At 36.5% G+C, this 13427-nt stretch carries 14 protein-coding genes; 2 read left to right on the top strand and 12 right to left on the bottom strand.

Annotated elements, in window-relative coordinates:
- Positions 1-4: 4 nt before the first annotated feature.
- The 3 genes from uxuA to CEF18_RS14830 form a co-directional block, all read right to left on the bottom strand.
- Positions 5-1036 (bottom strand): mannonate dehydratase, encoded by a 1032-nt coding sequence (uxuA, locus tag CEF18_RS14820; RefSeq protein WP_110937182.1) that lies wholly within the window; start codon positions 1034-1036, stop codon positions 5-7.
- Between the two features lie 72 nt (positions 1037-1108).
- Positions 1109-2497 (bottom strand): glucuronate isomerase, encoded by a 1389-nt coding sequence (uxaC, locus tag CEF18_RS14825; protein WP_110937183.1) that lies wholly within the window; start codon positions 2495-2497, stop codon positions 1109-1111.
- Between the two features lie 229 nt (positions 2498-2726).
- On the bottom strand, positions 2727-3278 hold the full coding sequence (locus CEF18_RS14830; RefSeq protein ID WP_110937184.1) for a TetR/AcrR family transcriptional regulator: 552 nt from the start codon (positions 3276-3278) through the stop codon (positions 2727-2729).
- Positions 3279-3545: 267 nt separating this feature from the next.
- Between CEF18_RS14830 and CEF18_RS14835 the strand changes: the two genes are divergently transcribed.
- Positions 3546-5222 carry an FAD-dependent oxidoreductase gene (locus tag CEF18_RS14835; protein ID WP_110937185.1) on the top strand — a complete coding sequence of 559 codons (1677 nt, stop codon included), beginning with the start codon at positions 3546-3548 and terminating at the stop codon, positions 5220-5222.
- Positions 5223-5282: 60 nt separating this feature from the next.
- Here the strand turns inward: CEF18_RS14835 and CEF18_RS14840 are convergent, their stop codons facing one another.
- From CEF18_RS14840 to CEF18_RS14875, 8 genes are all read right to left on the bottom strand, one after another.
- On the bottom strand, positions 5283-5771 hold the full coding sequence (locus CEF18_RS14840) for a SidA/IucD/PvdA family monooxygenase (RefSeq protein WP_183041198.1): 489 nt from the start codon (positions 5769-5771) through the stop codon (positions 5283-5285).
- 352 nt (positions 5772-6123) lie between these two features.
- Entirely contained in the window at positions 6124-6774 is a 651-nt protein-coding gene (locus CEF18_RS14845) for a nitroreductase family protein (protein ID WP_110937187.1), read from the bottom strand.
- 44 nt (positions 6775-6818) lie between these two features.
- Positions 6819-7295: a MarR family winged helix-turn-helix transcriptional regulator gene (locus CEF18_RS14850; protein ID WP_223292317.1), complete on the bottom strand. Its 477-nt coding sequence runs from the start codon at positions 7293-7295 to the stop codon at positions 6819-6821.
- A 133-nt stretch (positions 7296-7428) separates the two neighbouring features.
- Entirely contained in the window at positions 7429-7635 is a 207-nt protein-coding gene (locus CEF18_RS25985; RefSeq protein ID WP_147422017.1) for a hypothetical protein, read from the bottom strand.
- A 201-nt stretch (positions 7636-7836) separates the two neighbouring features.
- On the bottom strand, positions 7837-8076 hold the full coding sequence (locus tag CEF18_RS14860) for a hypothetical protein (RefSeq protein WP_110937188.1): 240 nt from the start codon (positions 8074-8076) through the stop codon (positions 7837-7839).
- Positions 8077-8148: 72 nt separating this feature from the next.
- A complete protein-coding gene (locus CEF18_RS27220) occupies positions 8149-8436 on the bottom strand; it encodes a TIGR04104 family putative zinc finger protein (protein WP_110937189.1) in 288 nt (95 codons plus the stop codon).
- Between the two features lie 125 nt (positions 8437-8561).
- Positions 8562-8870 carry a hypothetical protein gene (locus CEF18_RS14870; RefSeq protein ID WP_110937190.1) on the bottom strand — a complete coding sequence of 103 codons (309 nt, stop codon included), beginning with the start codon at positions 8868-8870 and terminating at the stop codon, positions 8562-8564.
- Between the two features lie 236 nt (positions 8871-9106).
- The gene (locus CEF18_RS14875) at positions 9107-10090 is read right to left on the bottom strand and encodes a tRNA dihydrouridine synthase (RefSeq protein ID WP_110937715.1); all 984 of its coding nucleotides are present in this window, start codon (positions 10088-10090) and stop codon (positions 9107-9109) included.
- An 853-nt stretch (positions 10091-10943) separates the two neighbouring features.
- Here CEF18_RS14875 and CEF18_RS14880 point away from each other — a divergent pair.
- Positions 10944-11393, top strand: coding sequence for a DUF1569 domain-containing protein (locus CEF18_RS14880; protein ID WP_110937191.1), 450 nt, complete (start codon positions 10944-10946; stop codon positions 11391-11393).
- Positions 11394-12045: 652 nt separating this feature from the next.
- Here the strand turns inward: CEF18_RS14880 and CEF18_RS14885 are convergent.
- Positions 12046-13320 carry an IS110 family RNA-guided transposase gene (locus tag CEF18_RS14885; RefSeq protein ID WP_110934896.1) on the bottom strand — a complete coding sequence of 425 codons (1275 nt, stop codon included), beginning with the start codon at positions 13318-13320 and terminating at the stop codon, positions 12046-12048.
- Positions 13321-13427: the final 107 nt, after the last annotated feature.

A 13427-nucleotide genomic window follows, 5' to 3' on the forward strand; every position in this document is an offset into this window, starting at 1 on the left:
CCTCCTATTTTTTAATTGCATCGATAATGCCATTTAAATAAGTTGCTCCTAGCGCTCGATCATACAATCCGTAACCTGGACGACCTGTTTCTCCCCAAATCATTCTTCCATGGTCTGGTCGAATCGGTCCTTCATAACCATCTTCAATTAATTTCTTCATGACACCGACCATATCAATCGAACCATCCTTCACAGAGTGTGAAGTTTCTTGGAAGGATAACTCTCCTGTCCATTTCACGTTCCTAGCGTGGACAAAATGAATACGCCCTTTTGCTACCTCGATAATTTCTAACAAGTTATTTTTAGGATCCGCTCCATATGAACCTGTACAGAAGGTAATGCCGTTATTTGGGCTATCTACCGCTTGAAGCATATGTTTGACGCTATCCTTGTTTTTAATAATGCGCGGAAGCCCAAAGATTGGCCATGGTGGATCATCCGGGTGAATCGCCATCAAGACGTCTTCCTCTTCCGCAACCGGAATCACTTTTTCAAGGAAGTACACTAAATTGTCCATGAGCTGATCTTCAGAAATGGTCTGATATCGTTCCATAATTTTTCCTAACTCATCTGTTTGAAAAGATAAATCCCAACCAGGAAGAGTTAATTCACCACTTAATGGATCTAAATTTTTCACTGTTTCTTCATCATACTTCAGTGAGTTCGAACCATCTGGAAGAGGTGCATCTAACTCAGAACGCGTCCAGTCAAACACGGGCATAAAGTTATAACAAACAGTGTAAATCCCTGCTTTTGAAAGATTACGGATCGTTTGTTTATAATTTTCAATCCACTTATCTCGAGTATCAAGACCCATCTTGATTTCTTCGTGAACAGGGACACTTTCAATAACATTGACCTTTAGGCCATGCTTTTCCACTTTTTCTTTTAATTTCACGATCTCTTCATATGGCCAAACTTCCCCAGCTGGAATATCATAAATTGCTGAAACTATCCCTTTCATATCCGGTATTTGTCTAATTTTATCTAACGTAACGGGATCGTCATCACCGTACCAACGAAAACTCATTTCCATTCGAAACACTCCTCTAATCGTATTTATAACTATTTCTTAATGACATCTAATTCAACGTATACGCTTTTCTTCTTACAATGAAAAATATCTTTTTGCATTGTAGTAACAAATGTCTTCAACGTATTCAGCTAATAAGTCCAAGTCATTAGGTACTTTTCCTTCTTCCACCCATGTTCCAAGTAATTCACATAAGATTCGTCGGAAAAGCTCATGTCTAGTGAATGACAACATGCTTCTAGAGTCTGTTAACATCCCTACAAAGTGCTTGAGTAATCCAATGCTTGCTAGGGTTTTCATCTGATCCATCATGCCATCATAGTGGTCATTAAACCACCAAGCTGTCCCAAACTGGATTTTCCCAGGAACGTCCGCCCCCTGGAAGTTGCCAGCCATCGAAGCCATGATGACGTTATCTCTTGGATTTAACGTATAAAGAATAGTCCTTGGCAAATGTTGCTGTTGATCCAATGAATCAAGGAAGTGACTCAACGGTTTCGCAACGGGAGCATCTCCCATTTGATCAAAACCACTATCAGGTCCTATTTGATCAAACATGCCGGTATTATTATTGCGAAGTGGTCCAATGTGTAGCTGCATAACCCACTCTTTTTCAACATATTTTTCAGCTAGCTGTTGTAGCGTGAATGTTTTAAATTTTTCTACCTGTTCATCACTTAATAGTTTTTCATTCAATTTACTTTTATAAATACTTTCAATCTCTTCTATTGATGTTTTTCTATAAAACATCTCATTGATACCATGGTCTGCACTGCGGCATCCAACCTCAGCAAAGAAATCTACGCGCTCCCTCATCGCTTCGAGGAAACTCTGATAATCTTTGAGCTCTTTGTCGGTCACCTTTTCTAAGTCCTTCAACCAGTTAAGGAAACCTTCTTGATCAATCCCTAAAGCTTTATCAGGTCTAAAAGAAGGAGATACTGTAACTTTATAACCTTCTTCTTTTAACTTCCGATGATAGTAAAGGTCATCGGTAGGGTCATCAGTCGTACCAACAAAAACAACTTTTTGCATATCTAAAATCTTTCTAGCAGATAATTGGCCAGATTGGATAACCTCGTTTGTTTTTTTATAAACATAATCTTTAGTTTGTTTACCAAACAAACAATTTATAGAAAAAAAACGAGCTAACTCAAGATGCGTCCAATGATACAAAGGGTTTCCTAGTAGATTCGGAACCGTATCTGCCCACGCAGAAAACTTCTCTTCATTTGTAGCATCCCCTGTGATGTAATGTTCTTCTACACCATTCGCCCTCATCGCACGCCATTTATAATGGTCACCTGATAACCACACGTCGGTGATCGATTCATAATCACGATCTTCATAAATATCCTTTGCATTCAAATGATTGTGATAATCGACAATCGGTAAGTCTTTTGCATAAGAATGAAAAAGTTTTTTAGCTGTTACATTTGTTAACAAAAAATCATCATTAATCAATATTACACCCCCTTTCAATTTGTTTGACTAGTAAACTAATTAAATTATACGTTCTAAAAAATTTTATTGCAAGCGTAAAATTCTACATTTTAAGCGATTAAAATGTTAGTACTATATGAATCAATAACCCAATAGTCATCTATTGGGTTATATAAATTAAATAAATTAAATTTACTCAAGATCTAATAAAACTTTCTTGTTTTGAAAAAATTGACATCTTCCCCTCAAGTTATATTCTTAAAGACGTCATCAGTAAACGATTCATTTCCTCAACTGATTTTTGAAAATTTTCAAAATACCACTCCAAGATCATCCCTAATATAGCATTTGCCTGATAGGCAACCTGAAAGTCTGTTAATTCATGATCCAGGTCCATCAGTTCCATGGAGCTCTTTACGATGACTTTTATTCGTTTAAAAAACATTTGATAGTATGCAAAGTTAGAATTGCCGCTAAAAATAAATTGGTAGGATTCTTTATTAAGATAAACATGTTCAAATAAATGAATCATATTGGGAACCAGTTGCTGGTTAGTCATCATCCGGTATTTTGTCGTTTTTTCCATTGACTGCTCTAGTTCTTCCAGTAGCTGTTCAATAAATTCTTCGAAGTATTTCCGAACATTTTCATAATGGAGATAAAATGTTCTTCTTGTTATCCCAGACAGTCGGCAAAGCTCCGTGACCTTAATTTTTTCAAGATCCTTTTCTTTAAGTAATTGTATTAACGCCAATTGTAAATTCTTCTTTGTTTTAATGACACGTAAATCCTGTTCGTTCATTGATCGTTACCCTCCCAATATCCTAGAGCAAGTTAAGTTTATTCATTCCTAGTTGGACAAATTTATTACACAGATGTATAATAAAAATAACTTATTTGTTCTAATAATTCAAAATAATTGATTTATTTTATTTACTATTCTCAATTATTCTCAAATTACTCCAACATCCTAATCCTATCATCAAATATGCACAGTACTAAGTTTTTTTGAGAATGAAGTTCATGTAACAAATAAGTTGTTTTTATCAATCATTTAACAGGAGGGGTAATGATGGAATGGAATGAAGAATATGACGTTGTAGTTGTCGGTAGTGGTGCTGGAGGACTCGTTGCAGCCATTACAGCGGCAAATCAAGGTTTAAAAACAGTCATTGTTGAAAAAGCGGACGTATATGGCGGATCGTCGGCTCTTTCTGGTGGTGGTGTGTGGGTACCAAATAATCACGTTTCAAAAAATGCTGGCTTACAAGATAGTGAAGAAGAAGCCCTCACCTATATGCAAGAAGTGATTGAGGATACTGGTCCAGCATCGACAAACGAACGGAAAGTAGCTTATGTGAAAAACGGCTCTAAAATGGTCAAATTTTTAGAGGATTTAGGTATGAAATGGGTTCCTGGTATTAAGTATCCCGACTATTATCCAGAAAAACCAGGCGGAAAAATTGGTCGATCTCTTGAAGCAGAAATATATGATGCTAGAGAACTAAAAGACTATGAAGACAAATTAAGAACGGGAGACATTGACCCACCAATACCGATATATTCTGGTAAGGTTGCCTCACTAGCGAAAGCATTTACAAATTCAGGGGATTTCTTTACTGTCGTCGGCATGTTTATCAATGGATTTAAGCATAAAATGAAGAGAAGTCATGCGATATCCATTGGAGCAGGTCTTGTAGGTCGATTAATAAAAATTGCCCTTGAGCAAAATGTGTCTATCAAACTTTCAACTCCTTTGAAAGATTTAATCATAGAAAATGATAAAGTTATTGGGATTAAAGTGGAAAAGGATGGTCAGCCCTATTACATTAAAAGCAAAGGGGTTATCCTAGCAGGGGGCGGATTTGAACGAAACCCAGAGCTCCGCAAAAAATACCATAACGTTGGGACAGATTGGACAAGTGCAAGTCCAGATAATACGGGAGATATGCTATTAATTGCTCAAAAACATCAACTTGATACGGCTTTATTAGATGATGCATGGTGGGGACCCGCTACTCTTGATGGAAATGGCAATCGAAAATTCTTAGTTCATGAACGTTCTATGCCACACTCCATCATTGTCGATCAAACGGGAGAGCGTTATTTTAATGAATCACAATCTTATACCGATGCAGGTCATAATATTCTGGATAGACACGAGAAAAATGGTCAGGCGATTCATTCATGGATGATTCTTGAGAGCAGACATCGCAACAAATTTTTATTTGGAGATATGTTACCGAGAAGAACACCTAAAGAAGTGTTTGAAAGCGGTTACTTTATCAAGGCAGATACTCTTGAAGATTTAGCAGAGAAAATTCAATTGGATGACAAGAGGTTGAAAGCAACGATCGACCGCTTTAATGGGTTTGTTGAAAAAAATATAGATGAAGATTTTGGACGTGGAAATTCAGCATACGACAATTATTATGGCCACCCTAAGTACAAAAATCCAAATTTAGGGACCATCGCGAAAGCCCCATTCTATGCTATTAAAATTTATCCAGGTGATTTAGGTACAAAAGGTGGTATTGTAGCAAACGAGTACGGTCAGGCAATGTGCAATAATAAGCCAATCGAAGGACTTTATGCCACTGGAAATTGTTCCGCATCCGTGATGGGACGGGTTTATCCTGGTCCAGGTTCTTCCATAGGACCAACAACCATATTTGGTTATATATCAGCTAACCATATAAAGGAGACGATATCTCAATCAGTAAAGAAAACTTCAAAAGTAGTTTAGTGATAAACAGGTTAATATAATAAAATGTCAAGGTTATTCAGAATCCTGTAACTAAAAATATTAAAAGGTCAGTCTTACGAACAGTGCCTTTGCACTGTTCGTAAACAATTCATGAAACACTTCTGCTGAGCTTTGACCTGACCCAACGACGGCAATAGATTTCGCTTTTCTACATCGATCTTGACGTTCTAGAAACTGAGAAATGTGATAAACATTTTCTCCAGAAAGGCTTTGGTATGATTCTGGTATCACAGGATCACTGCCGGTACCTATCACAAGGTATTTACATTTATATGTAGTTGCATCTTCCGTATGGATATCTTGTACGCAAACGATTGTTGGATTTGCTAACGATACTAAGTCTGCCATAAAGGGGACCTGAAGTCTTGTACCTACAATTAACATGCCTAGACGCCAATCAAAATAGGGTTTTTGATCCAAAAAAAAAAAAACAGATTCCACTTCCGGAAGGTTATCGAGTAAAGCCGAAAGACTCAAATTAAAAGCCCCTACTCCCACCCCTACTAAATCATACACCTTATTATCCATCCTATCTATCCTCCTCCAGTTCCTTTCATCGGTCATTAAAAACAGTTCCTCTTTTACGTTTCCTGGTGGCGGTACCTTCTAGCAATACTTCTAAATCATCGATTTCTTTTCCTTGAACAAAAAATAATTCAAAAAGTTAAGTGTAACTATGGTAAGTTGTAGGGCAATTTTATTTAAAGAAAGGTGCAAGTGAATTCACTTGCACTTCTCAACTCTTATATTCTCGTTAAAGACTGATAAACATAACCTTTTCTTGTAGAGGCCGTTGATTATCGTTTTTGCTCCCGGGAATACTTATCCTTCGGCGATGCATGGTTGTTACGCAGCTCTAAAGAAATTGGATAATATTAGATTATTCCCAATCCGTAATTCTGTCGATTGGCAAACGCATGGTAGGAAAGCCTTCATCAGCAGCTTTACCGATGGATACAAGCATTACCGGAGCATAGCGGTCTTTATCCAAACCGAATACTTCATTAATTCGCTCCTTATCATAACCAGCAATCGGGTTTGTGTCATATCCGTGAGCACGGGCAACGAGCATCAATTGCATAGTTACTAGACCACAGTCGGTCATGACAATATCTCTGCGATTCTGTTCAGAAAGGGTATCATACCATCCCCGTATACCAGGAAGTAGTTGTTCTTTAACTGCAGCAAGCATGTATCCAAGTTCTACATTTTTATTGTAAATTTCTTCAGCTTTCAGTATGTTTTTCAGGTCACCAAAAATAGCGATCGTCGCTGCAGAAGTCTCTATCTTTAGACTGTTGGAGGGTGCTGATATTTGCATCAGTTTAGCTTTGGATTCATCACTCATAATCACTAGAAAATGCCAGGGTTGGAGGTTCGTCGAAGAAGGAGCGCGTGTCGCTTCGCTCAAAATTTCCGTCATTTCTTCACGACTGATTTTTACGGAAGGATCGTAACTTTTGATGGAACGACGTTCCATAACGATTTTTTTGAAATCATTGGTTTGAGTAACTGTATTAGCAGTTGACATTGGATGATCTCTCCTCTATATGTTTTATATGATACGTAACCTGATTACAGTTGAACTAAATTGTGTTTGATCCGTTGAAGCATCGCAGATAGCTGTTTCAGTTCCTGTTCACCAAATCCCAGCTGCATCTGGTTCAAAAATTGTTCCCGTTCCTTGTTGAGGGTTTCAATTTGCTGACGTCCATTTTCGGAAAGTTTAACAAGTGTAAATCGGTTATCTTCCGGGCTGGTACGACGAATCACCATATTTTCGCCCTCCAACTGTTTCAAATGGCGGGTAATGGCCGCATGATCGATGCCAACCAGCTTTTTAAGCGCAGTTTGACTGATTTCCTTAGAGTGGTAAACATGAAACAACACTTGCATACGGGATGCGCTAATCCCTGTACACCGTTCAAATGTACTGAGTAGTTGATGATGAAGGTCCAGGATCTGTTTAAAAGTTTCTTCTGATGATATGTGCGACAAGAGATATCTCCTTTCTTTTTTACGTGACATATCAATGTTTGATGAATCAAACATTGATATGTCACGTAATTTAACACATTCTAATTATAAATGCAATTAATTGGAATTAAGATTAGCAATCAATTCCTAACTTGTTTGTTTATGCTTTAATTGAATACACTTACTTTTTATTTTGCAATTATTGATTTCAATTACATCTCATTTTTTGTAAAATCCAACCGGTTAACTGGTGGAAAAATAAATACGTTCCGACAATCAATGCCATTATTGTAGCAATAAATGTTTCTTTAAAATAACTTTGAATCGTGATTATGACTATTAATAAAGTAAATAACAGAATAGTTGATACGGTGAAAAAATTCTTTTTCCGATTGTTCTCCTTTAAACATTTCATTGAAGTTTTTTCCGTCACGGAGGAAAATTACACGTTGTTAGTAGCCGCCTGCATACGGATCGTGGGTAATCGTAATAAACGAATGCCACTAAATAATCCCAACACACAAATAACGATAAGAACAATATATCTTCTTTTGTAATACACTCCAATCTTGAAATATATTTTCAGCCTTCTACAAACAAACTTGCTACTTCTAAACTAATCAACACATCCACATTCATATTCCTTGAATTTATATTCTTTATAGAGTCTTGTTCCTATAAAATCACTTGTATCAGATGTAAATACTCTTACTATTGGAGCAATATCCCTTTCCGCTAAGTATTTTGCATAATTATCCAAAATAACTAGAGAGATTAAATGATATTCGTTCATGTCCATAAAAAAATCATTATGTTCACAAACATCATATGTGACAGCAAGATAATATTTTTTCATAATACCACTCCAATGTAGGTAATTCTAACTTTTTATTAAAAGATAGCTACTCCGATAGCTTAAGTAAATGGTTCACAAAGACTCTTTATAAGTAACTAAAAAAGGGGGGAACAAAGAACCAATTATTAAAATAAAAATAGCTATCCCAAGTGTCACAATAATGTTGCTAAAAGGGGATAGGAAGTTACCGAAGATAAGCATTGGCAGAATAGTTAAGGAGACAAAAATGAATCTACCTGCAATTGTTATCTTATGTATCGTACCGCATTCGCTACATTTAATAGGTTTATAATTCCACCAGAAGGATTTATAGATTTTACTCCAACTAAATTGTGCTTTACAGTTCTCACATTTTTGCAAAACAAAATCACCTCATTTTTTTCTAGTGTCTAAGATATTATATTCTTACTTTGTTAAAGAAAATAGTACCTGACAGAACGACAACTACTTATTCCATTTTTGCACTTCTTTAGTTCAATAACCAATTATTCAACCACTATTTTACTTGCAACTATATTATCTATTGAGTTATTTTCTCCGTTGTCTAAGACCCAAATATCAACTTTTAGGTCCTTCTTAAATTCAGAAAAATCATCAACTTCTCCTAAAAACTCAGTTTCATCATCTACCAAAATTTCATAAGTAGGATAACTAGCCTCTGGGTCAACGTCATCTGTTCCCACTACAATACTTGCGTTTTTCACTTCCAAAATAATACCGTTAAAATCCGAACCGTTTCCACATCCTACTAATATTAATAAAAATCCTACTAAAAAGACTATGATAATACGCATTGAAAACCTCCTATAATAATGTTTGACGTTCAACAAAGCTTTTAAGTTTCAACAGAGTTCAACATAACTGCTTCGGTTCCATTTTTTCAAAATCCAAAAAACACTCAGATATATATATATCAATATCTCTGAGTGTTTTATAGAAAATCATATTTAATTAGACAAATATTCTCTCCAACCACCGCTACTTCATGTATGAATTAGCAAAACATACCAACTGGCCGTATATATCTTAATTATAATATACTACAATCAACATTATTTGACCCAAAGTTATCAAGCAATGCACGCACTTCATCTGTTGACGCTGTGTTCATCATCTGATTTCTTAATTCACTTGCCCCTCGAAACCCACGCACATATATCTTAAAAAAACGATGAAGAGGTTTGAATGGACGCGGTTCATATTCCTTTGAATAGTGATCATGGAGGTCAAGCTGTAGTCTTAAGAGATCCAGAAATTCCTCACTACTATGCTCTTTTGGCTCCTTTTCAAAGGCAAATGGATTTGTAAAAATACCACGCCCAATCATAACCCCATCAACACCGTATTGATGAACGAGGTCCAAGCCGGTTTGACGATCAGGAATATCCCCATTGATCGTCAAAAGTGTATCTGGTGCGACATGATCACGAAGTTTCTTAATCTCCGGAATCAGTTCCCAATGAGCATCCACACTACTCATTTCCTTTTTTGTACGCAGATGAATAGAAAGATTTGCGATGTCTTGCTTCAATATGTGTGTAAGCCAGCCGCGCCATTCGTTTACATCCGTGTAACCAAGCCTTGTCTTCACACTTACGGGCAGTCCTCCTGCTTTTGCTGCTTGTATTAATTCCGCTGCAACCTCTGGACGACGGATAAGACCGCATCCCTTCCCATTTGCTGCCACATTCTGTACTGGACATCCCATATTGATATCTATACCGCGAAAACCTTCTTCTGCCATCCCAATACTCATTTGTCGAAAATATTCAGGTTTATCTCCCCATATATGGGCCACAAGTGGTTGTTCATCTTCCGTAAAAGCTAAACGCCCACGAACACTTTGGTGCCCCTTTGGATGACAATAACTTTCTGTGTTTGTAAACTCCGTAAAAAATACATCCGGTCTAGCTGCTTCACTCACTACGTGGCGGAAAACAACATCCGTCACATCTTCCATTGGTGCCAATATAAAAAATGGACGTGGTAAATCACGCCAAAAATTTTCTGTCATAGTCAAACTCAAATCCTCTCATTATGAGACATCCGGACAACCCCTAATGTCCACACCAAAAATAAAAAGCAAAGATGTCCCTGCTTTTTTTACTTTTACTATGTTTAAATACTTTTTATCAAATCTTGTTCATTATACTATTTAATATTAACAAATAAAAGTGCAAGAAACTAGCAACACTGGGGGTTAAATACCATATTAACAATTGTCTTATGTGTCTACTGAAAATACACTTTTACTGAATTAGATATCTATTAAGCTGCTCACATTTTCTTTCGTGAGTTATTTTGCATACCTAAGTGTAGTATCCGGTAAACTGGACCTAAAAATTCCTAATTGCTACGAGTTCAGGTCCATTGTTTAATGTTAACGATTTGGTCGTGTAGGCATCAGATTATTGTCTACTCTCATGTAAATACTGACATGCTAGACCAACTGCAACTAAATTGAGGAATCCTATTTAGTGAATACTGACACTTTAGCAGACTTCTTCATGGCTCCCCTTACTTTAACAGTTATATTACCTACAATTTGAAGTAATTCAATTTTCAGAATTGTTTTTGGTGTTTTTTTTTGATGCTTGAAATTTAGGTTCATCTATCTTTAATTATATAACTTTATCATCTTTAATCTCATCAAATGTACAAACAGAAGAGGAGCATATGCAGGCATACTTCCCCCTTTAAAGATATTCATTACTGATTCTTTACTTCAATAACTAAAATAGCAATCCCTGTTTCTTCAAGAATTGCACCAGTTAGTTAAAGAAGGATAAAATAACGTTGACGTTGAATTATATATTAAATAATCATGGGCATTTAATGGTTAAATCAAAAACTAAAGGAGTATTCTAATGAATAATATTTTTGAGGTCACGTATACAGATGAATTATTAAATCGTATCGAAAACTTAAACGTAAATTCACAATCAAAATGGGGAAAAATGGATGTCGCTCAAATGTTAGCTCATTGCTCGTCTTTCCAAGATATCGCAATGGGATATTCTTTACCCCCAAGAGGTTGGTTAGGGTTATTAGTAGGTCGATTTGCAAAACCCATTTTTTATAATGACAAACCTTTACCCCACAATATGTCTACTATTCCATCCATTGTAATTACAAGTAAAAAAGAATTTGAAATAGAAAGAGAAAAACTGAAACAAAAAATTATTACATTTCAAAAGAATGGACCAGAGGCTTGTACAGGTCATCCACATCCTTTTTTCGGAAAATTCACTTCCGAACAATGGGGAAAAGGAATCTACAAGCATCTTGACCACCATTTAAAACAATTTGGTGTTTAATGCAGGAGTTTAATTATACCGTACCATCTTAAAGTAACCTGCGTCGTTACTGTTAGTACATTTCACAAAGTAGGCTAAAAAGTGAAGACCTTTTGCTGCTCAGTATAAAGGCTACTACGTACTGACAGTTACTCCACAATCTGGTCCTATTCACAAAGAAAGGGCCAATTCTTATTACAGATTCGCGCCTGATTGTTGAAGATTCTTTTTCTGCTGAACAGTATCGTTGTACTCCCTCAGTTAGATTCTATTTACTCACAAATGCTCGCTTATTCGCAGGATTTCAGACCACTTCTAAGAACAATGACGGATGAATGGAATGAGTTTTGATAATAAAGGCTACATGAAGGCATGCGGGAATAGAGGAGTCAATAGTAGCTCCATTTATTTCCATAATATACTGCACGCATCTCCACGCCGCCCCTGGAGGCTATCCCTCCCATGTCTCAACGGGTCATTTGCCCTTTCATTCCTTCGTCATGCCTATCCAAGGGGTGGAGGCCGGTTTTGCTGCGCAAACGGGTCAGTGCCCTTAGGTACAACGGTATCCAGTACTCCGCGCTTTCTCTGTAATCCTACGAATAAGCCAACATTCAAGAATTATTAAACTACTTTTAATTACTTTAAAGCCTTACTTAGTTTACGATTAGAATTAAGCTGCTATAGGTGCTAATGGTTGTACTTTCTGAGAACAATATGATTCATGATTTTTAGATATTGCCACCAATATTCTTGCTAATTTCCCCACGAGTTTCATGATAGATTTCATTTTTTTCATCTTTTTGACTTTAACATTATTAAAATGAATCTGCTTGAAATCAGAGTTATTGCTCACAAGGCTTAATGTCGTTAAAAATAAAAATCGCCTTAGTCGAGATCTCCCACGTTTTGAAACGACAATTTGTCCTTTCCATTTACCCGAGCTTGCTTCTGCCAGATGTAGTCCCGCATGTCGTAATAGAGAATTACCATGCGCGAAGCCACTTAAATCACCAGCTTCTCCTAAAATACCCGCCAATGAAATTTCACTAATTCCTTCAATGGCAATTATTTTTTTAGCGAAAGTAATTTGATCAAGTACGGAAGTGACTTCTTTTTCTACTCTTTCGAGTTGGACTTTTGCTAAATCGAATTCTTCAAGTAAATGTTCTAAATGAAGCTTATAGGCTTCGTGTGCTTGTTTACTGCCTACAGAATTTTTTGCTAAGTCAATTAACGATTGTGCTTTTTTAAGTCCTGCGTGACGTTTCATCACTGTTTTCCAACCTTTCACTATATCCTGTGCTTTCATGGAACATAGTTCTGAAGGTGTAGGAAATAACCGAAGTGTTGCGATTGCCCCTTTTCCTTTTACATCTTTAAATACTTCTCGAAGTTCAGGGAAGACAATATCTACCCAACGATTTATTTGGTTAATAGAACTGGTGAGGCGTTTAACGATTACATCTCGGTTAGCCATTAGCACTCGAAGCTTTTCAAAAGCTTCAGAAGTGGGCCGGATAAAGGAGTAATACCCATTCTTGATCATATCTGCAATCACAAGGGCATCTTTTTTATCGCTTTTAGATTGGGTATTATCACGATTTTCTTTATTTCTTTTCACATGGTGAGGATTAACGGTTACTACATCAATATCTTGATCATATAACCATTTAGATAGGTTCAACCAGTAATGTCCGGTAGGTTCCATCCCAACTATTTCAGTATTTAATCCTTTTGAAAGTTTTAAATGACAAATCCATTCCATTAATCTAGCGAAACCTTTCTCGTTATTTTCAAAAGTGAGAGGATCACCGACGACAATACCACGGAAATTTACAGCTCGTGCAACATGAACATGCTGTGCTATATCCACACCAACAACAAGATGTTTATCAGAAATTCTTTCAATTAGTTGATTTTGTTTGTCTTGCATTTTAAACTTCATATAAGAGCTCCTCCTTAGATTTGAGTTTTAGTTTGGTATCTATACTCTTATCTTACTGAGGGGCTCTATTTTTTTCAAAGTCGAAATTAACGCACTACAGGAATGCT

Origin of the sequence: Salipaludibacillus neizhouensis, assembly GCF_002886185.1 — a bacterium.
Classification (GTDB): Bacteria; Bacillota; Bacilli; order Bacillales; family Salisediminibacteriaceae; genus Salipaludibacillus; species Salipaludibacillus neizhouensis.